The sequence below is a fragment of the Caballeronia arvi genome (assembly GCF_001544695.2).
Classification (GTDB): Bacteria; Pseudomonadota; Gammaproteobacteria; order Burkholderiales; family Burkholderiaceae; genus Caballeronia; species Caballeronia arvi.
Genome location: NZ_FCOM02000062.1, coordinates 1 through 23,179, shown reverse-complemented (window position 1 = coordinate 23,179; position 23,179 = coordinate 1). Strand labels below are relative to the sequence as shown.

General features: G+C 63.5%; 20 protein-coding genes. 14 read left to right on the top strand and 6 right to left on the bottom strand.

What is annotated here, in order from left to right:
• Positions 1–38: 38 nt before the first annotated feature.
• The 10 genes from murD to lpxC all read left to right on the top strand — a co-directional run bounded on the left by murD (position 39) and on the right by lpxC (position 11,646).
• Positions 39–1,550 (top strand): UDP-N-acetylmuramoyl-L-alanine--D-glutamate ligase, encoded by a 1,512-nt coding sequence (murD, locus tag AWB74_RS36815; protein WP_061151529.1) that lies wholly within the window; start codon positions 39–41, stop codon positions 1,548–1,550.
• A complete protein-coding gene (gene ftsW / locus AWB74_RS36810) occupies positions 1,547–2,824 on the top strand; it encodes a putative lipid II flippase FtsW (RefSeq protein WP_061151528.1) in 1,278 nt (425 codons plus the stop codon). Before murD ends, ftsW begins: the two co-directional genes overlap by 4 nt.
• Positions 2,821–3,939: an undecaprenyldiphospho-muramoylpentapeptide beta-N-acetylglucosaminyltransferase gene (murG, locus tag AWB74_RS36805; RefSeq protein ID WP_061151527.1), complete on the top strand. Its 1,119-nt coding sequence runs from the start codon at positions 2,821–2,823 to the stop codon at positions 3,937–3,939. Before ftsW ends, murG begins: the two co-directional genes overlap by 4 nt.
• A complete protein-coding gene (gene murC, locus AWB74_RS36800; protein ID WP_061151526.1) occupies positions 3,940–5,334 on the top strand; it encodes a UDP-N-acetylmuramate--L-alanine ligase in 1,395 nt (464 codons plus the stop codon). It begins immediately after the preceding gene.
• Positions 5,335–5,356: 22 nt separating this feature from the next.
• The gene (locus AWB74_RS36795; RefSeq protein WP_061151540.1) at positions 5,357–6,298 is read left to right on the top strand and encodes a D-alanine--D-alanine ligase; all 942 of its coding nucleotides are present in this window, start codon (positions 5,357–5,359) and stop codon (positions 6,296–6,298) included.
• 47 nt (positions 6,299–6,345) lie between these two features.
• Positions 6,346–7,098: a cell division protein FtsQ/DivIB gene (locus AWB74_RS36790; RefSeq protein WP_061151525.1), complete on the top strand. Its 753-nt coding sequence runs from the start codon at positions 6,346–6,348 to the stop codon at positions 7,096–7,098.
• A 27-nt stretch (positions 7,099–7,125) separates the two neighbouring features.
• Positions 7,126–8,358 (top strand): cell division protein FtsA, encoded by a 1,233-nt coding sequence (gene ftsA / locus AWB74_RS36785; RefSeq protein ID WP_008342980.1) that lies wholly within the window; start codon positions 7,126–7,128, stop codon positions 8,356–8,358.
• A gap of 109 nt (positions 8,359–8,467) precedes the next feature.
• Entirely contained in the window at positions 8,468–9,676 is a 1,209-nt protein-coding gene (gene ftsZ / locus AWB74_RS36780) for a cell division protein FtsZ (RefSeq protein ID WP_061151524.1), read from the top strand.
• A gap of 286 nt (positions 9,677–9,962) precedes the next feature.
• Entirely contained in the window at positions 9,963–10,466 is a 504-nt protein-coding gene (locus tag AWB74_RS36775) for a peroxiredoxin (protein WP_061151523.1), read from the top strand.
• Positions 10,467–10,728: 262 nt separating this feature from the next.
• The gene (lpxC, locus tag AWB74_RS36770; protein ID WP_061151522.1) at positions 10,729–11,646 is read left to right on the top strand and encodes a UDP-3-O-acyl-N-acetylglucosamine deacetylase; all 918 of its coding nucleotides are present in this window, start codon (positions 10,729–10,731) and stop codon (positions 11,644–11,646) included.
• Positions 11,647–11,718: 72 nt separating this feature from the next.
• On the opposite strand, the gene AWB74_RS36765 is transcribed toward lpxC, so the two are convergent.
• From AWB74_RS36765 to AWB74_RS36745, 5 genes are all read right to left on the bottom strand, one after another.
• Complete coding sequence (locus AWB74_RS36765) at positions 11,719–12,717, bottom strand: lysylphosphatidylglycerol synthase domain-containing protein (RefSeq protein ID WP_061151521.1); 999 nt, start codon at positions 12,715–12,717, stop codon at positions 11,719–11,721.
• The gene (gene hpnK, locus AWB74_RS36760) at positions 12,714–13,532 is read right to left on the bottom strand and encodes a hopanoid biosynthesis-associated protein HpnK (protein WP_061151520.1); all 819 of its coding nucleotides are present in this window, start codon (positions 13,530–13,532) and stop codon (positions 12,714–12,716) included. Before hpnK ends, AWB74_RS36765 begins: the two co-directional genes overlap by 4 nt.
• Positions 13,533–13,536: 4 nt before the next feature.
• A complete protein-coding gene (gene hpnJ / locus AWB74_RS36755; protein ID WP_061151519.1) occupies positions 13,537–14,958 on the bottom strand; it encodes a hopanoid biosynthesis associated radical SAM protein HpnJ in 1,422 nt (473 codons plus the stop codon).
• Between the two features lie 85 nt (positions 14,959–15,043).
• Complete coding sequence (gene hpnI / locus AWB74_RS36750) at positions 15,044–16,243, bottom strand: bacteriohopanetetrol glucosamine biosynthesis glycosyltransferase HpnI (RefSeq protein WP_061151518.1); 1,200 nt, start codon at positions 16,241–16,243, stop codon at positions 15,044–15,046.
• A gap of 394 nt (positions 16,244–16,637) precedes the next feature.
• On the bottom strand, positions 16,638–17,114 hold the full coding sequence (locus AWB74_RS36745; protein ID WP_061151517.1) for a DUF721 domain-containing protein: 477 nt from the start codon (positions 17,112–17,114) through the stop codon (positions 16,638–16,640).
• Between the two features lie 287 nt (positions 17,115–17,401).
• Between AWB74_RS36745 and secA the strand changes: the two genes are divergently transcribed.
• The 4 genes from secA (at position 17,402) to AWB74_RS36725 (ending at position 22,909) form a co-directional block, all read left to right on the top strand.
• Positions 17,402–20,215, top strand: coding sequence for a preprotein translocase subunit SecA (gene secA / locus AWB74_RS36740; RefSeq protein ID WP_061151516.1), 2,814 nt, complete (start codon positions 17,402–17,404; stop codon positions 20,213–20,215).
• A gap of 158 nt (positions 20,216–20,373) precedes the next feature.
• Positions 20,374–21,603, top strand: coding sequence for a bifunctional glutamate N-acetyltransferase/amino-acid acetyltransferase ArgJ (argJ, locus tag AWB74_RS36735; protein ID WP_061151515.1), 1,230 nt, complete (start codon positions 20,374–20,376; stop codon positions 21,601–21,603).
• A gap of 2 nt (positions 21,604–21,605) precedes the next feature.
• On the top strand, positions 21,606–22,469 hold the full coding sequence (locus AWB74_RS36730; protein ID WP_061151514.1) for an ATP-binding protein: 864 nt from the start codon (positions 21,606–21,608) through the stop codon (positions 22,467–22,469).
• On the top strand, positions 22,466–22,909 hold the full coding sequence (locus AWB74_RS36725) for an NUDIX domain-containing protein (protein ID WP_061151513.1): 444 nt from the start codon (positions 22,466–22,468) through the stop codon (positions 22,907–22,909). Before AWB74_RS36730 ends, AWB74_RS36725 begins: the two co-directional genes overlap by 4 nt.
• 10 nt (positions 22,910–22,919) lie before the next feature.
• Here the strand turns inward: AWB74_RS36725 and AWB74_RS36720 are convergent, their stop codons facing one another.
• Positions 22,920–23,102, bottom strand: coding sequence for a DNA gyrase inhibitor YacG (locus AWB74_RS36720; protein WP_087039400.1), 183 nt, complete (start codon positions 23,100–23,102; stop codon positions 22,920–22,922).
• Positions 23,103–23,179 lie beyond the last annotated feature (77 nt).

Below are 23,179 nucleotides of genomic sequence, written 5' to 3'. Positions count from 1 at the left end.
CTTGCACGGTTCTTCAGGTTTTTGGAAAAGGTAAAGCGATGTTTGGCGAGAAGTTTGTCGGTCGGCAAAGTCCGATGGTGCTCGTGCTGGGACTCGGTGAATCCGGTCTGGCGATGGCGCGTTGGTGCGCCAGGCACGGTTGCCGTCTGCGGATCGCCGACACGCGCGAGACGCCGCCGAATCTTTCCGAACTCGCCATCCACAAAATCGACGCGGATTTCGTCGGCGGCGCGTTCACGCCCGCATTGCTCGATGGCAGCATCGAACTCGTCGCGATCAGCCCGGGCCTTTCTCCGCTCGCTGACGACCTCGCGCCGCTGATCGCCGTAGCGAAGGAGCGCGGCATCCCCGTCTGGGGCGAGCTCGAACTCTTCGCGCAGGCGCTCGCTGGCCTGGGCGCGAACGGTTACGCGCCGAAGGTCATCGCGATCACGGGCACGAACGGCAAGACCACGACGACCGCGCTCACCGGACTCTTGTGCGAGCGCGCGGGCAAGACGGTCGCGGTCGCGGGCAACATCAGCCCGGCGATGCTCGACAGGCTGACCGAAGCCATCGATCAAACCGCGCTGCCCGATGTCTGGGTGCTCGAACTGTCGAGTTTTCAGCTGGAAACCGCGCACAGCTTCGCGCCCGATGCGGCCGCGGTGCTCAACATCACGCAGGATCACCTCGACTGGCACGGCGGCCTCGACGCCTACGCCGCCGCGAAAGGCCGCATCTTCGGTCCGCGCACGACGCGCGTGCTGAACCGCGACGACAACCGCACGATGAAACTCGCCGCGAACGTCGCGCAGGACCGCGTCGTGACGTTCGGCTTGAACGAACCGTGTCATGTCGGCGATTACGGTCTGCTGCGCGATAACGGCATGCCGTGGCTCGTCGTCGGCATCGATCAGGACGCTTCCGATGAAGCGCCGTCACGCCGTCGCAAGCAGAAGGACGAGGCCGCGCCGAACGTCGTTTCGAAGCGGCTGATGCCGTCGGACGCGCTGCGCATCCGCGGTCTGCACAACGCGGCGAACGCGCTCGCCGCGCTCGCGCTCGCACGCGCGATCGATCTGCCGCTCGCGGCGCTGTTGCATGCCTTGCGCGAATACCGCGGCGAGCCGCATCGCGTGGAAGTGATCGCGCAGATCGAAGGCGTCGATTATGTCGACGACAGCAAGGGCACGAACGTCGGCGCAACCGTCGCCGCGCTCGACGGCCTCGCGCAACGTGTCGTGCTGATCGCCGGCGGCGACGGCAAGGGCCAGGACTTTTCGCCGCTCGAAGCGCCCGTTGCGCGCTGGGCGCGTGCCGTGATGCTGATCGGCCGCGATGCGCCGCGCATCCGCGAGACGCTCGCAGCGACGAATGTGCCGCTCGAAGATCATGCGACGCTCGAAGCCGCGACGAACGCCGCTGCGCGCATCGCGGAAGCCGGCGACGCCGTGCTGCTTTCGCCCGCGTGCGCGAGCCTCGACATGTTCAGGAACTACGCACATCGCGCCGACGTGTTTCGCGGCGCGGTCGAAGATATCGCCGCCGCGCGGGGAGTGATGCTATGAGCTGGTCGGAACGCTTCGGATCCAAACTGAGCGGACAACGCAACGCGGTTCCGAACGACTCGCTCGCCGGCCGCGGGAACGGCGGAGCGCGTGGCGGCATTTCGAGCGCGGTGAACGGCGTGCGTCCCGCGCGTTCGCGCATGCTCGACTACGACTATTCGCTTCTCTGGGTGATGATCGCGCTGCTCGGACTCGGCATCGTGATGGTGTACTCGGCATCGATCGCCATGCCCGATTCGCCGAAGTACGCGAGCTATCGCGACTATCACTTCCTCGTGCGCCATCTGATTTCGATCACGACGGCGCTCGTCGGCGCGACCATCGCGTTCAAGATTCCCATCAAGACCTGGGAGAAGTACGCGCCGAAGCTTTTCCTCGTTTCGCTGGCGATGCTCGTCATCGTGCTGATTCCGCATATCGGCAAGGGCGTGAACGGCGCGCGCCGCTGGATTCCGCTCGGCATCACGAACATGCAGCCGTCGGAAATCATGAAGCTCGCCGTGACGATCTACGCCGCGAATTACACCGTGCGCAAGCAGGAGTTCATGCACAGCTTCGGCAAGGGCTTTCTGCCGATGGCGGTTGCGGTCGGCGCCGTCGGCGCGCTCTTGCTGCTCGAGCCGGACATGGGCGCGTTCATGGTGATCGCCGCCATCGCAATGGGCGTGCTGTTTCTCGGCGGTGTGAACGGCAAGCTGTTCGGTGGCCTGGTCGCGACGGCAGTCGGCACGTTCGCGCTGCTCGTGTGGGCGTCGCCGTGGCGCCGCGAACGGATCTTCGCGTACCTCGATCCGTGGGACGACCGCTATGCGCAAGGCAAGGCGTATCAGCTGACGCACTCGCTGATCGCGTTCGGACGTGGCGAATGGTTCGGCGTCGGCCTCGGCGGCAGCGTCGAAAAGCTCAACTATCTGCCCGAAGCGCATACCGACTTCATTCTCGCGGTGATCGGCGAGGAGCTCGGTTTCGTCGGCGTGATCTGCGTGATTCTGCTGTTCTACTGGATCGTGCGCCGCGCGTTCGAGATCGGCCGTCAGGCGCTCGCGCTCGATCGCACGTTCGCCGGTCTGATGGCCAAGGGCGTCGGCATCTGGTTCGGCGCGCAGACGTTCATCAACATGGGCGTGAACCTCGGTCTTTTGCCGACCAAGGGTCTCACGCTGCCGCTCGTTTCCTATGGCGGCTCGGGCATTCTGCTGAACTGCGTCGCGCTGGCCGTGTTGCTGCGCGTGGATTACGAGAACCGTGTCCTGATGCGCGGAGGAAAAGTATGACCGCGCAAAGCAGCCGCACGCTCATGGTGATGGCAGGCGGAACCGGGGGCCACGTGTTCCCGGGGCTCGCGGTCGCGCACTGGATGCAGGCGCACGGCTGGCGTGTAGTGTGGCTCGGCAACGCGAGCGGCATGGAAGCGACGCTCGTGCCGAAGCACGGCATTCCGATGGAATACGTGCGCTTCGGCGGCGTGCGCGGCAAGGGCATCAAGACGAAGCTGATGCTGCCGGTCAATCTGCTGCGCGCATGTACGCAAAGCTTGAGCGCGCTGCGTCGCGTGAAGCCGGACGTCGTGCTCGGCATGGGCGGATACATCACGTTTCCGGCCGGCATCATGACGAAGCTCGCCGGCGTTCCGCTCGTGCTGCACGAACAGAATTCCATCGCGGGTCTCGCGAACAAGGTGCTCGCGCATCTCGCGAAGCGCGTCCTGGTCGCGTTTCCCAATGCTCTGCCGAATGCAGAATGGACCGGCAATCCGATCCGCGCGGAACTAACGCGCGCATTGCCACCCAAAGAACGCTACGCCGCGCGTTCGGGACGCCTGAACGTGCTCGTCGTCGGAGGAAGTCTCGGCGCGGCCGCACTCAACGAAACGGTGCCGAAAGCGCTCGCGATGCTGTCGCCGGAAGAGCGTCCGCGCATCGTGCATCAGGCGGGCGCGAAGCATATCGAAGCGCTGGAAGCGAACTATGCGGCGGCGGGTTTCGCGAAGGGCGCCGACTTGCAGCTCGTGCCGTTCATCGAGGACATGGCGAGCGCCTATGCATCGGCGGATCTCGTCATCTGCCGCTCGGGTGCGATGACCGTCTCGGAGATTGCGGCGGTCGGCGTGGCTGCGCTCTTCGTGCCGTTCCCGTTCGCCGTCGACGATCACCAGACGACCAACGGCGCGTTTCTCGCGAAGAACGGCGCGGCTGAACTGATACAACAACGCGATCTGTCGGCGCAAAAGCTCGCCGACTGGTTACGCGTACAGACGCGCGACACGCTCGCGGCTATGGCCGAGCGCTCGCGCGCGCTGGCGAAACCGGACGCGACCGAAAAAGTCGCGAGCATTTGCGCCGACGTAGCCGGCGCGCGTTTCGACGCGCAAGCTCGGGAGGCACATTAAATGAAGCACATCGTCAAACATATTCATTTCGTCGGGATCGGCGGCGCGGGCATGAGCGGCATCGCCGAAGTGCTGCTGAATCTCGGCTATCACGTGAGCGGTTCGGATCTCTCGAACGGCGCCGTCACCGAGCGACTGCGAGCGCTGGGCGCGCGCGTCGATATCGGACATCACGAGCAGAACATCGAAGGCGCGAATGCGGTCGTCGTATCGACGGCCGTGCGTCCCGACAATCCCGAGGTGCTCGCCGCGCGTCATCGCCGCGTGCCGATCGTGCCGCGCGCCGTGATGCTCGCGGAACTCATGCGGCTGAAGCAGGGCATCGCGATTGCCGGCACGCACGGCAAGACCACGACCACGTCGCTCGTCGCGAGCGTGCTGGCCGCGGGCGGGCTCGATCCGACCTTCGTCATCGGCGGCCGCCTGAACAGCGCGGGCGCGAATGCGCGGCTCGGCACGGGCGACTTCATCGTCGCGGAAGCCGATGAATCCGACGCGTCGTTCCTCAATCTCTTCCCGGTGATCGAAGTCATCACGAACATCGACGCCGATCACATGGACACCTACGGCCACGACTTCGCGCGGCTGAAGCAGGCGTTCATCGAGTTCACGCATCGGTTGCCGTTCTATGGCATCGCCGTGCTGTGCGTCGACGATCCGAACGTGCGCGAAATCCTGCCGTTCGTGTCGAAGCCGATCATCCGTTATGGTCTCGGCGCGGAAGCGCAGGTGCGCGCCGTGAACGTCGAGCCGCGCGACGGCCGCATGCACTTCACGACGCTGCGCGAAGATGCGCCGTCGCTCGACATCGTGCTGAATCTGCCGGGCACGCACAACGTGCAGAACGCGCTGGCCGCAATCGCGATCGCGACTGAACTCGAAGTCGCCGATGCCGATATCCAACGTGCGCTCGCCGAATTCAACGGCGTCGGCCGGCGCTTCCAGCGTTACGGCGAAGTGAACGCGAGCAGCGGCGAAGGCGCGTACACGCTGATCGACGACTACGGTCATCACCCGGTGGAAATGGCCGCGACGATCGCGGCGGCGCGCGGCGCGTTTCCGGATCGCCGGCTCGTGCTCGCGTTCCAGCCGCATCGCTACACGCGCACGCGCGACTGCTTCGAGGATTTCGTGAAAGTGCTGTCGACCGTCGATGCGCTCGTGCTCACCGATGTCTACGCGGCAGGCGAAGCGCCCATCGTCGCGGCGGATGGCCGTGCGCTCGCGCGTGCGATTCGCGTCGCGGGCAAGGTCGAGCCGGTGTTCGTCGAAACGGTGGACGAAGTGCCCGACGCGGTGACGACGATCGCGCGCAACGGTGATGTCGTGATCGCGATGGGCGCGGGTTCCATCGGCGGCGTATGCGGAAAGCTGGCTAACCCCCAGCCTCAGTAAGAGCAAGACCATGAGCAATCAAGTGAATCAAATCGATCCGAAAGTCTTTGGCAAAGTCGCGGTGCTGCTGGGTGGAAATTCCGCCGAGCGCGAGGTCTCGCTCAATTCGGGGCGCCTCGTGCTCGAAGGCCTGTGCGAAGCCGGCATCGACGCGCACGCGTTCGATCCGGCGCGGCATCCGCTCTCGGATCTGAAGGCCGAAGGTTTCGTGCGCGCGTTCATCGCGCTGCATGGCGGTTACGGCGAGAACGGGCAACTGCAAGGCGCGCTCGATTTCTACGGCATCCGTTACACGGGCAGCGGCGTGCTCGGCTCGGCGCTCGGCATGGACAAGCTGCGCACGAAGCTCGTGTGGCAGCAGACCGGCATTCCGACGCCGCCGTTCGAAACCGTTTTCCGCGGCGAAGACTACGCGGCGCGCGCGCAGGACATCGTCGCGAAGCTCGGGCTGCCGCTCTTCGTGAAGCCGGCGAGCGAAGGCTCGAGCGTCGCCGTCATCAAGGTGAAGAGCGCGGAAACCCTCGTGCCGGCGCTCGAAGAAGCGGTGCAGTACGACAAGATCGTGATCGTCGAGAAGAGCATCGAAGGCGGCGGCGAGTTCACGTGCTGTATCGCGGGCGATCTCGACTTGCCGGTCATCAAGATCGTGCCGGCCGGCGAGTTCTACGACTATCACGCGAAGTACGTCGCCGACGACACGCAATACCTGATTCCGTGCGGCCTGAGCGAAGCCGAGGAAACGCGCATGAAGGAGCTGACCCGGCGCGCGTTCGAGATTCTCGGCTGCACCGACTGGGGCCGCGCCGACTTCATGCTCGATTCGAACGGCAACCCGTATTTCCTCGAAGTGAACACGGCGCCCGGCATGACGGATCACTCGCTGCCGCCGAAGGCCGCGCGCGCGGTCGGCATCAGCTACAAGGATCTCGTCGTGAAAGTGCTCTCGCTCACGCTGAAGAATTAGGTCGCTCAATCAGGTCGATCACACACCGGACACGAACAAGCGAAACCATGTGGAACAACGTTCGCCAACTCAACCTCGCCGCCAATGCGCTGCACGTCGTGCTCGTGCTGCTGCTGCTGGCCGCCGCGGGTTACTGGGCGATCCAGCGTCCCGAGTTTCGACTGCGCGAACTTCAGATCGACGGCGACACGTCGCACATCAGTTCGCCGGTCGTGCGCGCAAGCGTGGTCGGTCATTTGAAGGGCAACTTTTTCACCGTCGATCTGGACGCGGCGCGCGCTGCGTTCGAGCAGGTGCCGTGGGTACGTCATGCAAGCGTGCGCCGCGTATGGCCGAACGCGCTCGCGGTGACGCTCGAGGAATACAAGCCGCTCGGCACGTGGGGCACGGATCAATTGGTGAGCGTCGACGGCGAGCTGTTCACCGCGAATCAGGGCGAGCTCGACGACGACCTGCCCGCGTTCGACGGCCCCGAGGGCACGGCAAAGGAAGTGGTCGCGAGGTATCACGATTTTCAGAAGTGGTTCGCGCCGCTCGATGCGCAGCCGGACGAAGTGACGCTGTCGCCGCGTTTCGCGTGGACGGTCAAGCTTTCGAACGGCACGCAGATCGAGCTGGGCCGCGAGCGCAATCAGGACACGCTGAACGAGCGCTGCAAGCGTTTCGTCGCGTCGTGGCCGTCCGTGACGGGAAGATGGGGGAAGGACATCGAATATGCGGATTTGCGTTACCCGAACGGCTTCGCGATACGCGCAGCGAACATGCGTTTCATCAACGACACCGACAAGGCCAAGAAGTAAGCAGACATCACAGGCAATGAGCACGCTATGAGCAAAGACTACAAAGACCTGCTGGTTTCCCTCGACATTGGAACGTCGAAGGTGGTCGCGATCGTCGCCGAATTGAAGGGCGAAGGCCACTACGAGGTGATCGGACTCGGTCAGAGCGACTCGAAGGGGTTGAAGAAGGGCGTCGTGGTCAATATCGAGGCCACGGTGCAATCCATCCAGCGCGCGCTCGAAGAAGCCGAGCTGATGGCGGATTGCAAGATCACAAACGTGTTTACCGGCATTGCGGGCAGCCATATCCGCAGCTTCAATTCGAGCGGCATGGTCGCGATCAAGGACAAGGAAGTCACGCAGGCGGATGTCGCGCGCGTGATCGAGACGGCCAAGGCGATCAACATCCCGACCGATCAGCAAGTGCTGCACATCCTGACGCAGGAATTCATCATCGACGGGCAGGAGGACGTGCGCGAGCCGATCGGCATGAGCGGCATCCGCCTCGAAGTGAAGGTGCATATCGTCACGGGCGCGGTGAGCGCGGCGCAGAACATCGTGAAGTGCGTGCGCCGCTGCGGGCTCGAAGTGAACGACCTCATTCTGCAACCGCTGGCGTCGTCGCTTGCGGTGCTGACTGAGGACGAGAAGGAACTGGGCGTGGTGCTCGTCGATATCGGTGGCGGCACGACCGACATCGCCATCTTCAGCGAAGGCGCGATCCGTCATACCGCGGTCATTCCTATCGCGGGCGATCAGATCACGAGCGACGTCGCGATGGCGCTGCGCACGCCGACGCCCGATGCGGAAGACATCAAGGTGAGCTACGGCATCGCGAAGCAAGCGCTCGCCGATCCGGACGAAATGATCGAAGTGCCGGGCCTCGGCGAGCGCGGTCCGCGCACGCTGTCGCGTCAGGCGCTGGCGGCGGTCGTGGAGCCGCGCGTCGAAGAGTTGTTCTCGCTGGTCCAGCAGGTCGTGCGCGAGTCGGGTTACGAAGAGCTGCTGTCGAGTGGCGTCGTGCTGACCGGCGGCGCGGCGATGATGCCCGGCATGGTCGAGCTCGGCGAAGACATCTTCCTGAAGCCGGTGCGAATCGGCGTGCCGGAATACGCGGGCGGTCTTGCTGATGTCGTGCGCAATCCGCGCTACTCCACCGCAATGGGTCTGCTCGCCGAAGGACGCTCGCAACGCATGCGCGGCCGCAAGGTCGCGGTGCAGAACGGCTCGATGGGACAAGTGTTCTCGAGGATGAAGGACTGGTTTCTCGGGAATTTTTAAAGAAGAAGCATCAAAAGAACTACGCGCTGGTACCGGCGGCTGGCGCGCGATGTGAGGTTGCCCGATCTCTCATCGAATAACGCCGATCTTCATTCTTGACGGAGGCAACATGGATTTCGAAATGCTGGAAACGGAAACCAACGGAACGATCATCAAGGTCGTCGGCGTTGGTGGTGCGGGCGGCAACGCGGTGCAGCACATGATCACGCGTGGCGTGCAGGGCGTGGATTTCATCGTGATGAACACCGACGCGCAAGCGCTCGCTCGTTCGCGCGCGCCGACGGTGCTGCAGCTCGGCATGACCGGTCTCGGCGCGGGCGCGAAGCCGGACAAGGGCAAGGAAGCGGCAGAAGACGCGCGTGAGCGTATCGCCGATGCGCTGCGCGGCGCGCACATGGTGTTCATCACCGCTGGCATGGGCGGCGGCACGGGCACGGGCGCGGCGCCGGTCGTGGCGCAGATCGCGAAGGAAATGGGCATTCTGACCGTCGGCGTCGTGAGCAAGCCGTTCGAGTTCGAAGGCGGCCGTCGCATGCGCGTGGCGGAAGCAGGTTCGCAGCAGCTGGAGGATCACGTCGACTCGCTGATCGTCGTGCTGAACGACAAGCTGTTCGAGGTGATGGGCGATGACGCCGAGATGGACAAGTGCTTCCAGTGCGCGGACGACGTGCTGAACAACGCTGTGGCCGGTATCGCGGAAATCATCAACGTCGATGGTCTCGTGAACGTCGACTTCGAAGACGTGAAAACGGTGATGGGCGAGCAGGGCAAGGCGATGATGGGCACGGCGACGGTCGCCGGCGTCGATCGCGCGCGTCTCGCTGCGGAACAGGCCGTCGCGAGCCCGCTGCTCGAAGGCGTGGATCTGTCGGGTGCGCGTGGCGTGCTGGTGAACATCACGTCGAGCCGTTCGCTGCGTCTGTCGGAAACGCGTGAAGTGATGAACACGATCAAGTCGTATGCTGCCGATGACGCCACGGTGATCTTCGGCGCCGTGTACGACGACGCGATGGGCGACGCGCTGCGCGTGACGGTGGTGGCGACGGGTCTGGGCCGCGCGGCGAAGAAACAGCAGCAAGCGCCGATGACGCTCCTGCGCACGGGCACCGACAACCAGCCGGTCGCGCATGCGCATCACACCGCGCACAACTCGTACGGCACGCAGCATGGTCAGGGCACGACGGACTACGGTCAGCTCGACACCCCGGCGGTGTGGCGTTCGACGCGTGAAACGGCGGCATCGCACGTGCAGGCGCTGCAAGAGAAGGGCGTCGATACGTACGACATTCCGGCGTTCCTGCGCAAGCAAGCGGACTAAGCGCACGCACGGTATTTGCTGCTGGTTTCGTCATGACGATGCAGCACACCGCGTGCACGCGCTGAACGACCGGCGCGGATGATGCGGGCTTCGCGTGGGGCGACTGTCCAAGGCCGCGTCCTGTTTCGAAATGGACGCCTGGCCGTGGCCAGCCGACCCCCACGAATTTGCCCCTGACGTCGAGGAAGGCAGATTGAAGCCGGGATCGCCGCAATGGAGTTCGGTAACGCCGCGGGACGATGCGATCGCAAGGGTGTCGCGAGCACTGATGAGGGAAGGACCGAGCATGATCAAAGTGGGTGACACGTTGCCCGATGTCAGTCTCTTCGAGTTCATCGAGGAGGCGACCGAAGGCTGTGCCGTGGGACCGAATGCGTTCCCGGTGCGCGAGCGGAGCGCGGCTAAGCGCGTGGTGATCTTCGGATTGCCGGGCGCGTTCACGCCGACGTGCTCCGCCAGACACGTGCCTGGCTATGTCTATGCAGCGGCGGACCTGTCCGCGGCCGGTATCGACGAAGTCTGGTGCGTTTCCGTCAACGACGCGTTCGTGATGAGCGCGTGGGGACGCGATCTCCAAACCTCGGGCAAGGTGAGGATGATTGCGGACGGCAGTGCGCGTTTCACTCAGGCACTCGGACTGGATCAGGATTTGTCCGCGCGTGGCATGGGAATCCGTTCCCAGCGTTACGCGATGGTGGTCGACGACGGCGTGGTCAAGACGCTGTCCGTCGAAGCGCCCGGCAAGTTCGAAGTCAGCGACGCTCAAAGCATCCTGGCGACGTTGCGCTGATTGCAGTGGCGCTGCGTTGCCTGCGCGCAACGCTCGAAGCGCCCTCGCACTGAGCCGCAACTTGGGGCCGATGACCGGAAATGCCTCCATTCCGGGCATCGGCCCGTTCTACTTCACTTTGCTGCCGATTCGGCGTAACACAGGGAAACAGTTGATACTTCCCGGATCACGACGGCGCGAAATGGATGGAGTATAATTCGAGCTATTAGTGTCTAATGGGCGATTGATTTCCTTTATAGGAAAAACACATCGGAAGAACATCATGTTGAAGCAGCGAACAATCAAGACCGTCGTCAAAACCGTGGGTATCGGGCTCCATTCCGGCCGCAAGGTCGACTTGACCCTGCGTCCCGCGCCGATTGGCACGGGCATCGTGTTTTCGCGTGTCGACCTGCCCGAGCCGGTCGATATCCCCGCGTCCGCGATGGCGATCGGCGACACTCGTCTCGCGTCCGTGCTGCAAAAGGACGGCGCGCGCGTGTCGACTATCGAGCACTTGATGTCGGCATGTGCGGGCCTCGGCATCGACAATCTGTATGTCGATGTCACCGCCGAGGAAATCCCGATCATGGACGGCAGCGCGGCTTCGTTCGTGTTTCTGATTCAGTCGGCGGGTGTCGAAGAGCAGAACGCACCGAAGAAATTCATCAAGGTGACGAAGCCGGTCGAAGTGCGTGACGGCGACAAATTCGCGCGTCTCGAACCGTATTTCGGCTTCAAGCTGAGCTTTACCATCGATTTCCGCCATCCGGCCGTCGACAAAACCGGTCAGGCCCTGGAAGTGGATTTCGCCACGACGTCATATGTGCGCGAAATCGCCCGCGCGCGCACGTTCGGCTTCGCGCACGAAGTCGAAATGATGCGCGAGCTCGGCCTGGCGCGCGGCGGCAGCATGGACAACGCGATCGTGCTGGACGAATACCGCATCCTGAACAACGACGGCCTGCGTTACGACGACGAATTCGTAAAGCACAAGATGCTCGATGCGATCGGCGACCTGTATGTGGTGGGTCATCCGTTGCTGGCGTCGTACAAGGCGTACAAGGGCGGCCATGCGATGAACAACATGCTGCTGCGTGAGTTGCTCGCGAACGAAGACGCCTACGAGATCGTCACCTTCGAGGACACGCAGAAGGCGCCGCGCGGATTCGGATTCGACACGCAAACGGCGTTTGCCTGATATCAGGCCTTGATCGAGCAGTGAGGAATGAGCGGTAGCGAAAGCACCGCTCATTTTTTTGCGCGTCGTATATCAGATGTCGCCTGCTGCATTCGCCGATGAGCAGCGCTCTCGCTGACGCCTGGTCATTTCGGCGATCTGCCAGCTAGCCAGCGCAATACATCCGAAGATCGTTTCCCGCATGCGCTTGATGAGCGGAAGCGCAATCGCGGCGTCCATGCCGACGCCGAACATGCTCGCGAACGCCATCACGGCCGCTTCCTGAACGACCAGTCCCGCAGGCACCATGAACGCAGCGTGCCGAACCGCCTGCGTCAGGGCTTCGATGGCAAGCGCTTCGCCGATCGTCACGGGCTGGCCGAGCAACGCCAGCGCCCAGTACACCTCGAGCGCTCCCAGCATATAACCGGCAAGTTGCCAGGCCAACGCGCGCAGCAGCGTGCCGGGCTGGCGCATCAGGGCATCGAGCGCGGCATCGAGGTTCGCGCCGCCAATGCCTTGCGTCAAAGGATGCGACGCGCCGAACATCCGCGCCGCGAAACGCTCGAACGCCTGAAACCATCCGCCCTTCTTGACGAGTGCGAAGACGAGCACGGGCAGCGGCAGCGACAACAACAGACCGAGCGCAATCGATTCGATGCCGGCGCCGCGCCGCGACGTCAGCGCCAGTACGATGCCGAGCGCCGAAAAGGCATACTGAACGCCGATCGTGACCAGCACTTCGACGATCACCGACGCGCTCACGGCCGTCGCGTCCCGCACGCGCCATCGGGCGAGCCGCATGCCGACCACTTCTCCGCCGATGCTCGCGACGGGCAGCAACCGGCTCACCGCTTCGCGCACGGCCGCGACCCACCACAGGAAGCCGAGCGAAGCGCGGCCGCCAAGCAGCACGCGCCAGCCTTGCGCGTCGAGCAGCAGCGGCAGCGCGTGGAACGGCACGAGCCACAGGAGCGCCCATCCGGCTTGATCGATGGCCGCGACGACGTCGTGCACGCCCTGATGCAGCACGAACGCAATCAGCGCGACGATACCTGCGGGAAGCATCGCCCAGCGCAGCAGGCGTTTCATGTCGGGGAAGGGAAGAGGTCCGCGAATCCGCCGCATACCAGATTTGCCGACGCGATCGCCGCCGCGACGCGTGGCGACAGCAACGCATCGAGTTCGTCGGCGTGGCGGTAGTCGCGCATCGACGCGGTGATCGGCGCATCGGCGGGCGTCGCGGGATGGCAGTAGATTTCCGTGACGCCGGGCGGCAGATGCGTGAGCGCCTGAAGCATCGTGGCGGTGTCCATCGCGCCGCTCGCCGTCATGCCGTACACGCGATCGTTATGGGCAATGCCTGCGCGAGCGAGCCGCGCACGCATCAGCGCGATCCACGGGCGCAGCGCGAGCGGCGCGCCGGTATCGAACGGCAGGCGTATCGCGCGCATGTCGAATTCCCGTCCGATATCCAGAATCATCGACAGCACCGTCGGGTGCGGATGGAAATGCTTGTGCGTGTTGACGTGATCGAGCGCGAGCCCGGTCGCGGCGAAGGCTTCGAATTGGGCGCGGATCTCCCGCGCCAGTTGGCGGCGCACTTCCGGTAGAAAGAAGAAGCGAAAGCCGTCGCGCACCATGCGATCCGCGAAGCGGCCGTTTTCATCGACGAGCGCGGGAATGCTGGCGTACGGCAGGACCGCAGGACCGTCCGCGAGCACGATATGCAGCCCGACGCGCAAGTCCGGCAAGTCGCGCGCGATCTTCACGGCGTCGTGGGCGGCGCTCGCACCGACCATCAGGCTCGCGCACGTGAGCACGCCATCGCGATGCGCTCGCGCGACCGCGGCATTCACGCGCTCGTGCAGGCCGAAGTCGTCAGCGGTAACGATCAGACCGCGCACCGCATCACGCCTCGTGCGCGCGCAGGAACCGGAAAAACTCGACGCCTTCGCGCAGACGCCGCGTCATCATCTCCCAGCTCGTGAGCATCTCGCGAACGATTTCCCAGATCTTCGACGGACGGAAATAGAAGCGCTTATAAAAGCGCTCCAGCCCATGATAGATCTCCTCGCGCGACAGATGCGGATAGCCGATCGCGGCCAGTTGCACGCCTTCCTTGCTGACGAGATTGATCGTTTTGTTCTCTTCGAGCCAGCCGTTTTCGACGGCCTGGTTATAGAGCGTCGTGCCGGGATAGGGCGCGGCGAGCGACACCTGAATCGTATGCGGATTGATTTCCTTCGCGTACTGAATCGTCTTCTCGATCGTCTCTTTCGTTTCGCCCGGCAGACCGAGAATGAATGTGCCATGCACCTTGATGCCGAGCTTGCGGCAATCATCGGCGAAGCGTCGCGCGATATCCGTGCGCAGGCCTTTCTTGATGTTCAGAAGGATTTGATCGTCACCGGATTCATAGCCGACGAGCAGAAGCCGCAGGCCGTTTTCCTTCATGATCTTGAGCGTTGAGTAAGGCACGTTGGCTTTCGCGTTGCACGACCACGTGACGCCAAGCTTGCCGAGCCCGCGCGCGATTTCCTCGACGCGCGGCTTGAAGTCGGTGAAGGTGTCGTCGTCGAACATGATCTCGTTCACTTCGGGCATGTTGTCGCGAATCCACTTTACTTCTTCGAGCACATTCTCGACCGAGCGCGTGCGATAACGATGTCCGCCCACCGTCTGCGGCCACAGACAGAACGTGCAGCGCGAACGGCAGCCGCGCCCCGTATAGATCGACACGTACGGGTAATTCAGATAGCCGATGAAATAGTTCTTCACGTTCAGATCGCGCTTGTAGACCGGCGCGACGAACGGCAGTTCGTCCATGTTTTCGAGGATCGGACGCGCTTCGTTGTGCTCGATCGCGCCATCGGGCAAGCGATAGCTCAAGCCGCGAATGGAGGCCAACGCGCGGCCCTCGGCAATCTCCTTGCACGTGTAGTCGAATTCCTCGCGGCACACGAAATCGATCGCATCGCTTGCGGCCAGCGAGTTGTGCGGATCGACGGCGACCTTCGCGCCGACCATGCCGATCAGGATCGAAGGCGCGCGCTTTTTCAGATGTTCGGCGAAGAGCGCATCGGACGGAAACGAAGGCGTGCTCGTATGGATGATGACGAGCTCGTACTGCGCGGCGATATCGAGCGTGGCATCGACGGAAAGGCCATCGGCGGGGGCATCGAGCACGCGGCTATCGGGAATGAGCGCGGCAGGTTGCGCGAGCCAAGTCGGATACCAGAACGAGCGGATCTCGCGCTTCGCCTGATAGCGTGAACCGGCGCCGCCGTCGAAGCCGTCGAACGACGGCGCCTGAAGAAAGAGCGTCTTCATGAAAGTTCCGGCAACTTATGTTGCGATGAAAGATGGATCGAACGCTGCGCACTGGACGGTCGCGGCGTGTATGAAGGTTGTGGGTTCAGCGTCGCGACGGCATCGAGCCCGCGGTCCTGGGCAGCACGCCACGCTCGACGGACAAATGCACGCCCCGCCAGACGACGCGCGAACCGAACACGGCCGCGAGCCATTCGAGTGCGAGAAGCGCGTCGCGCAGCGGGACGAGAGCCAGGTCGCGCCAGAACGAACGCGCGTGGCGTGACTCGCGCGCATGGAGCGCGATCCGGGCCGCGAGACCGGCGCATGACGCGACGAGCAACGGCACGGCCAGCGGCGAAGGCCAGTTCGATAACGCGATCGCAGCGCCGGCAGCCATCCACGGCAAGGTGAACGTGATGAACAGAAACGCGAAGCCCGCAGGGTTGATCGAGCGGATCGTGCGCAGCCAGCGCGTCTCCCGCTGCCACAGGGCGGAGAGGCTCGGTTCGGCCACGTCGGTGCCGACGATCATCGGCGCGAGCACCGTGCGCAGTCCGAGGCGGCGCGGATATTCAGCCAGATAATAGTCGTCGGCGAGGCAGTCTTTGAGCGCGTGGAATCCGCCGATCGCATCGAGCGTCGCGCGGGTGAGCGCGAGCGTCGCGCCGAAACCATAGCGCCGCGAGCCGCCGCCATGCGCGACACGCACGGAAGGTGCGAACCACTCGTTGATGAAGAGCGAACCGACGCGGGACCAAAACCCAGCAACCGGGGCCGCGCGGTAAAGACACGTGACGACGCCGGCCGTTGGATCGGCGAGCGGCGCGGTCACGGTGCGCAGATAGTGGGGCGTTACGGCGATGTCGCTGTCCGCCACCACGATGATGTCATGGCGCGCATGCTGCGCCGCGTTGATGAGATTGCTCACCTTGAGATTGCGGCCGTGCACGCGGGAATCGACCACGAGGCGAATCGCGCACTTCGTATAGGTAGCCTGCAGGCGGCGAACCGTTCCGATCGCCGCATCGCTCGATGAAGCGACGCTGCAAATCAGCTCGAACTCGCGATGCGATTGTTCGCAGAAAGTCGCGAGATTTTCGAACAGACGCGGTTCGGCGCCGCAAAGGGGCTTGAGCACGCTCACGCTTTGTTCATCGATTTCGTTTTCAGGCTGCTTTGCAATGCGACGTTCGAATCGCGGCATCGCCATTGCGGCGGCAATCGAATAAGCCGCGGCGATAAAAACGAAACAAAATATAAGGGCGTCGATTGCGACAATACTTAACATTGCGGAGCCAGTCATTGCTCGGCCGGAAAAATCCCGAGGTGTTGATACTGAGTTCGTTCAGCCGGAAAGCGAATGCGCGACGCGACGTCCGAGCGTGCGTTTGCCTCCCGCCAGCGGGAATGGCCGAGATGGCATGCTGAGAAGCTATTTACGATCGACTGACGCGTGCAGCGAACGGGCGGCTGAGCGAACGAAATTGCGCCGGATTCTAGCAATGCGCGGATATCTAATGTGATAAAAACCGTCCGCGTGTAATCATTTGTCAATGAATGGCGGGGTTGTCTCGCTGATTATTTTTTTTGCAGTTTTGCGAGCAAGTGATGAACACTCAGGCGGCTGGATAATCGTTATTGACCGTTCGAAGGATTTTCAATTCGTCGGCGCCCGAATGCGCGCAATGTCACTTTGTTTATTTCCCCGCCCGATGGCGCGCCGCCATGCGTGCCAGCGCTTCCTGCAGCGGCGACGGTTCGAGCGTTTCGGCCAACTCCTGAAGGGCCGACGCGCCCGCGGGTGACATCCGCGCTTGCTTCGGCGGCGTGGGCTCTTTCATCGACTGGGGGCGCACGCGGATTTTCAGTGCATCGACGGCCCAGCCGCGCTGCTGGAGATCCGAGAGCAGACGCGGTTCCAGATGCCGCAGGCGCGCCGCCAGCGCATTGTGCGCGGCGAACAGCGCGAGCACGCCGTCCTTGATGAAGCCCGGCTCCACGTTCGACGCCAGATAATCCGGCAGGAGCGTGCTCAGGTCGCGCTGCAGCGCCGCCACCTGTTCGACGCCCGCGCGCAAGGCGCGGAAGGCATCGGTACGATCGAGCACGTCGGAAACGGCTTGCGGCCGGCGCGGATCGAAACGTGATCTTGAATTTGTAGAAAAGCGGCTCATTTTTGTCGAGGCGGACGCCCGATGGAACGGTTCGATTGTACGCGAGGCAGGCCACAGTCCCGGTGGCGCAGGTCTGTCCGGAGTCCGCCTGTAGCCAAGCTTTCAACCCGTTGACTGTCGCGCAGCACCGACGCGCGGACGGGCAGCCGACGCAAGGTCTGACAAACTCGCGTGCTAAAATTCCCGATTCGATTTCACCCTATGGACTTAAGTCGCCGAGGTTCTCCGAGCCCGGACGCAGCTTGGTGCTGCGGCCCGTCCGAAGCCGCGACGCAGACACTGATCCGATGACGACCGGTTTCCTTCAGAAGATTTTTGGCAGCCGCAATCAGCGGCTGGTCAAGCAATATCAAAAGACCGTTGCGGCGATCAATGCCCTCGAGCCGACCGTCGAGAAATACTCGGACGACCAGCTGCGCGCCAAGACCGATGAGTTCCGCCAGCGCGTCGCGGGCGGCGAGTCGCTCGACGTGATCCTGCCCGAGGCGTTCGCCGTCTGCCGCGAGGCGAGCAAGCGCATCCTGAAGATGCGCCACTTCGACGTCCAGCTCATCGGCGGCATGGTCCTGCACTACGGCAAGATCGCGGAAATGCGCACCGGCGAGGGCAAGACGCTCGTCGCGACGCTCGCCGCGTATCTCAACGCGCTGTCGGGCCGCGGCGTGCATGTCGTCACGGTGAACGATTACCTCGCCCAGCGCGACGCCGAATGGATGGCGCGCCTCTACAACTTCCTCGGGCTCTCATGCGGCGTGAATCTGTCGCAGATGGAGCATTCGCAGAAGCAGGAAGCCTACTCGGCGGACATCACATACGGCACGAACAACGAGTTCGGCTTCGACTATCTGCGCGACAACATGGTCTACGAGACCAATTCGCGCGTGCAGCGGCCGCTCAATTTCGCGATCGTCGATGAAGTGGACTCGATTCTCATCGACGAGGCGCGCACGCCGCTCATCATCTCCGGCCAGGCGGAAGATCACACGGATCTCTACGTGCGCATGAATGCGCTGCCGCCGCTGCTCGAACAGCAGATCGGCGAAGAGAAGGCGGACGGCACGGGCGTCGAGAAGCCGGGCGACTATACGCTCGACGAAAAAGCGCGTCAGGTGTTCCTCACCGAATCGGGCCACGAGAAGGCCGAGCGCCTGCTCGCCGAGTGGGGCCTGATCGGCGAAGGCGAGAGCCTCTACGCGCCGCAGAACATCACGCTGATGCACCACATCTATGCCGCGTTGCGCGCGCATACGCTCTTCCTGCGCGACCAGCATTACGTGGTGCAGAACGGCGAAGTCGTGATCGTCGACGAATTCACGGGCCGCATGATGAACGGCCGCCGCTGGTCCGACGGTTTGCATCAGGCCGTCGAAGCGAAGGAACACGTCCAGATTCAGGCCGAGAACCAGACGCTTGCGTCCATCACGTTGCAGAACTACTTCCGCATGTACTCGAAGCTGTCGGGCATGACCGGCACAGCCGATACGGAAGCGTATGAATTCCAGGAAATCTACGGCCTCGAAACGGTCGTGATTCCTACGAACCGTCCGCCGAAGCGCGCCGACAAGCAGGACCAGATCTACAAGACGTCGAAGGAGCGCTACGACGCCGTGATTCGCGACATTCGCGATTGCGTCGAGCGCGGTCAGCCGACGCTCGTCGGCACCACGTCGATCGAAGCGTCCGAGCTGCTGTCCGGTCTGTTGAGCCAGCAGAGCGTGAAGCACGAAGTGCTCAACGCGAAGCAGCACGCGCGCGAAGCGGCGATCGTCGCCGAAGCGGGCCGTCCGGGCGTCGTCACGATCGCGACGAACATGGCCGGCCGCGGAACGGACATCGTGCTCGGCGGAAATGTCGAGAAGCAGGCGTCGTTCATCGAAGCGGATCTGTCGATTCCCGAGAACGAGAAAGCCGCGCGCATCCAGAAGCTGCACGACGAATGGCAGGCGCTGCACGATCACGTGAAGTCCGCGGGCGGTCTGCATATCATCGGCACCGAGCGTCACGAGTCCCGCCGTATCGACAACCAGCTGCGCGGCCGCGCGGGCCGTCAGGGCGATCCGGGCTCGTCGCGTTTCTATCTGTCGCTGGATGATCCGCTCCTGCGCATTTTCGCGGGCGACCGCGTGCGCGCGATCATGGATCGCCTGAAGATGCCCGAGGGCGAGCCGATCGAAGCGGGCATGGTCACGCGCTCCATCGAAGGCGCGCAACGCAAGGTCGAAGCGCGCAACTTCGACATCCGCAAGCAACTGCTCGAATACGACGACGTCTCGAACGATCAGCGCAAGGTGATCTATCAGCAGCGCAACGAGCTGCTCGAAGCGAACGATGTGCAGGAAACCATCGCCGCGATGCGTCAGAGCGTGATCGGCGACGTGGTGCGTACGTTCGTGCCGGCGGGCAGCATCGAAGAGCAGTGGGAAGCGCCCGAGCTGGAAGAAGTGCTGCGCAACGACTGGTCGCTCGATCTCGCCGTCCAGGAGATGATCAACGAGTCGAACTCGATCGATGCCGAGGAAATCTGCGAAGCGGTGCTCGCCGCCGCCGACGAAGCCTACGAGGCGAAGGTCGCGATGGTGGGCCGCGAATCGTTCAGCGCGTTCGAGCGCTCGATCATGCTGCAGACGCTCGACAGCCGCTGGCGCGAGCATCTCGCCGCGCTCGATCATCTGCGTCAGGGCATCCATTTGCGCGGCTATGCGCAGAAGAACCCGAAGCAGGAATACAAGCGCGAGGCGTTCGAGCTCTTCGCCGCGATGCTCGACGCCGTGAAGCAGGAAGTCACGCGCGTCGTGATGAACGTGCAGATCCAGTCGCCGGAGCAACTCGAAGAAGCCGCCGAGCAGTACGAAGAGATGGGCAGCCATCTGGAGAACGTGTCGTTCACGCACGCGGAGTTCAACGCGCCGGCGGCGGACCCGACGCCCGCAGCGGCCGCGGCGAGCGCCACCGCGCAGATGGTCAGCCAGGCGATGGCCACTGGCGACGACATCAGCGTGGCGACGCACCCGTCGGACGAAGTGCCGAAGGTCGGCCGCAACGACCCCTGCCCGTGCGGCAGCGGCAAGAAGTACAAAAACTGTCACGGTAAGCTGGCGTAATCGGCTGGTGACCGCACCCAAACGACGCAGCGATGCGTCGTTTGTCTTTGCAGAACCCAACATTCACGGCGCCGGTTTCATGCAGCGAAACGGCGTCAGTCTTTCATAGCGTGCCGGTGGTCCTTGCCGGCACTCGCCACCCTCAGCGAGACGCGAACATGGCCGTCAATTTCCCCTCGATCGATCCCGCAGCGCTTCATCCCGTCGCCGGCGTCACGCTAGGCTGGGCCGAGGCGAACATTCGCAAGCCCAATCGCAAGGACGTGCTGGTCATTCGCGTCGATGAAGGCGCGAGCGTCGCGGGCGTGTTCACGCAGAACCGCTTTTGCGCAGCGCCGGTGACGGTCTGTCGCGAGCATCTCGCGGCGGCCAAGGGCATCCGTGCGCTCGTCGTGAATACGGGCAACGCGAACGCGGGCACGGGCGAGCCGGGCATGGCGCACGCGCGCGAGACCTGCGCGGAGCTCGCGCGCCTCGCGGGTTTCGATGCGCAACAGATTCTGCCGTTCTCAACCGGCGTGATTCTTGAGCCGCTGCCGATCGATCGCCTGAAGGCCGGCCTGCCCGCCGCGCTCGCCAATCAACAGGCCGCGCACTGGTTCGACGCTGCACAAGCCATCATGACGACGGACACGCTGCCGAAGGCGTCGTCGCGTCAGGTGACGATCGACGGGCACGTGGTCACATTGTCGGGCATCAGCAAGGGCGCCGGCATGATCCGCCCGAACATGGCGACGATGCTCGGCTTCCTCGCCTTCGATGCCAAGGTCGCGCAGCCGGTGCTCGACGAACTCGTGAAGCATGTCGCCGATCGTTCGTTCAACTGCATCACGATCGACGGCGATACGTCGACCAACGATTCGTTCATCCTGATCGCATCGGGTAAATCGTCGCTGCCGGCGATCACGTCGACGGATTCGCCCGCCTACGTCGCGCTGCGCGACGCGGTGACGGAAGTCGCGCAGGATCTCGCGCAGCTCATCGTGCGCGACGGCGAGGGCGCAACTAAATTCATGACCGTCACGGTCGAAGGCGGCAAGGACGCGGCGGAATGCCGTCAGATCGCGTACGCGATCGGCCATTCGCCGCTCGTGAAGACCGCGTTCTACGCGTCGGACCCGAACCTCGGCCGCATTCTTGCGGCGATCGGCTATGCGGGCGTGACGGATCTCGATGTCGGTAAGATCGATCTCTATCTCGATGACGTACTCGTCGCGAAAGCGGGCGGCCGCAATCCCGCGTACAAGGAAGAAGACGGCCAGCGCGTGATGAAAAAGAGCGAGATTCTGATTCGCGTCGTGCTCGGTCGCGGCAACGCGACGGCGACCGTCTGGACTTGCGATCTTTCGCACGATTACGTGAGCATCAACGCCGACTACCGCTCGTAAGCATGGACAAACTCGAACAATTCCTTAGCCGCGCCGAGGCCGTGCTGGCGCGCATCGAAGGCATGTTGCCGCCGGCGACGCCCGATATCGACTGGTCGTCCGCCATGGCGTTTCGCTGGCGCAAGCGTCAGGGACGCGGTTTTCTGCAGCCCGTGACGGCCATTTCGGATATCTCGCTCGATGACCTTCAGAACATCGATCGACAAAAAGGTCTGATCCAGCAGAACACGCAGCAATTCGTGAAGAAGTTGCCCGCGAACAATGTGCTGCTGACCGGCGCGCGCGGCACGGGCAAGTCGTCGCTGATCAAGGCGTGCCTGAACGCGTACTCGAAGGACGGCCTGCGTCTGATCGAAGTCGACAAGGACGATCTGCACGATCTCGGCGATATCGTCGATCTGATCTCTGCGCGGCCCGAGCGCTTCATCGTGTTCTGCGACGATCTTTCCTTCGAAGAAGGCGAATCGGGCTACAAGGCGCTGAAGGTCGCGCTGGACGGATCGGTCGCGGCGCAATCCGACAACGTGCTGATCTACGCAACGTCGAACCGGCGCCACTTGCTGCCCGAATACATGAGCGACAACGAGACGTACAAGCATACGTCCGATGGTGAAATTCACCCCGGCGAAGTCGTCGAGGAGAAGATCTCGCTGTCCGAGCGCTTCGGGCTGTGGGTCAGCTTCTATCCGTTCAAGCAGGACGACTATCTTTCGATAGTCGGCCACTGGCTGAAGCATTTCGGCTGCGATGCGACCGAAATCGAAAACGCGCGCGGCGATGCGCTCGTCTGGGCGCTCGAACGCGGATCGCGCTCGGGCCGTGTGGCATGGCAGTTCGCGCGCGACTGGTCGGGACGCAAGCAATGACCGATTCGACGACCGGCTCGACGAGCGATATCGCGCCCGATGGCCGTAAGGTGACCGAAGTCGCGGTCGGCGTGATGGTGCAGCACGACGGACGTTATCTCCTCGCTCAGCGGCCCGAAGGCAAACCGTACGAAGGCTACTGGGAATTTCCCGGCGGCAAGCTGGAAGCGGGCGAGAGCGTCGAGGCCGCGCTCGGGCGCGAATTGCACGAGGAACTGGGCATCGACGTCACCGCGTGCCAGCTCTGGCGCACGCTCGAGCACGACTATCCGCACGCGTACGTGCGTCTCTTTTTCTGCAAGGTGACGGACTGGACGGGTGCGCCGCGCGGGCGCGAAGGTCAGGCGATCACCTGGCAGACGCTTCCGGTCGACGTCGCGCCGTTGCTGCCCGCGGCCATTCCGATCCTCGAATGGCTCGAAGAGGAAGAGCGCGAATAAACGCGCGCGCTCAGTTCAGGCCGCCGTGCGAATCGTCGTCCGGCGGCGTTTCCTGCGAATTTCCCGAGATCTTGTATTTTTCGGCCGCCCACGCGCCGAGATCGATCTGCTTGCAGCGCTCCGAGCAGAACGGACGAAAACGGTTTTCGGATACCCAACGGACATCCTTGCCGCAGGTCGGGCATTTGACGATGGACTAAACCGCTCGCGCGGTAGGGGCTACGGTCCGACGCTGGTGGTCAGTGAGAGGCCGGTCACCCGGCTTTATGT

Excerpts from the sequence above, each read along its gene's own strand:
- ftsW (WP_061151528.1), top strand. The coding sequence starts at position 1,547 with ATGAGCTGGTCGGAACGCTTCGGATCCAAACTGAGCGGACAACGCAAC.
- AWB74_RS36775 (WP_061151523.1), top strand. The coding sequence starts at position 9,963 with ATGATCAAAGTGGGTGACACGTTGCCCGATGTCAGTCTCTTCGAGTTC.
- AWB74_RS36725 (WP_061151513.1), top strand. The coding sequence starts at position 22,466 with ATGACCGATTCGACGACCGGCTCGACGAGCGATATCGCGCCCGATGGC.
- murG (WP_061151527.1), top strand. The coding sequence starts at position 2,821 with ATGACCGCGCAAAGCAGCCGCACGCTCATGGTGATGGCAGGCGGAACC.
- ftsZ (WP_061151524.1), top strand. The coding sequence starts at position 8,468 with ATGGATTTCGAAATGCTGGAAACGGAAACCAACGGAACGATCATCAAG.
- murC (WP_061151526.1), top strand. The coding sequence starts at position 3,940 with ATGAAGCACATCGTCAAACATATTCATTTCGTCGGGATCGGCGGCGCG.
- murD (WP_061151529.1), top strand. The coding sequence starts at position 39 with ATGTTTGGCGAGAAGTTTGTCGGTCGGCAAAGTCCGATGGTGCTCGTG.
- AWB74_RS36790 (WP_061151525.1), top strand. The coding sequence starts at position 6,346 with ATGTGGAACAACGTTCGCCAACTCAACCTCGCCGCCAATGCGCTGCAC.
- hpnI (WP_061151518.1), bottom strand. The coding sequence starts at position 16,243 with ATGACTGGCTCCGCAATGTTAAGTATTGTCGCAATCGACGCCCTTATA.
- ftsA (WP_008342980.1), top strand. The coding sequence starts at position 7,126 with ATGAGCAAAGACTACAAAGACCTGCTGGTTTCCCTCGACATTGGAACG.
- AWB74_RS36730 (WP_061151514.1), top strand. The coding sequence starts at position 21,606 with ATGGACAAACTCGAACAATTCCTTAGCCGCGCCGAGGCCGTGCTGGCG.
- secA (WP_061151516.1), top strand. The coding sequence starts at position 17,402 with ATGACGACCGGTTTCCTTCAGAAGATTTTTGGCAGCCGCAATCAGCGG.
- hpnJ (WP_061151519.1), bottom strand. The coding sequence starts at position 14,958 with ATGAAGACGCTCTTTCTTCAGGCGCCGTCGTTCGACGGCTTCGACGGC.
- AWB74_RS36765 (WP_061151521.1), bottom strand. The coding sequence starts at position 12,717 with ATGAAACGCCTGCTGCGCTGGGCGATGCTTCCCGCAGGTATCGTCGCG.
- AWB74_RS36745 (WP_061151517.1), bottom strand. The coding sequence starts at position 17,114 with ATGAGCCGCTTTTCTACAAATTCAAGATCACGTTTCGATCCGCGCCGG.
- lpxC (WP_061151522.1), top strand. The coding sequence starts at position 10,729 with ATGTTGAAGCAGCGAACAATCAAGACCGTCGTCAAAACCGTGGGTATC.
- argJ (WP_061151515.1), top strand. The coding sequence starts at position 20,374 with ATGGCCGTCAATTTCCCCTCGATCGATCCCGCAGCGCTTCATCCCGTC.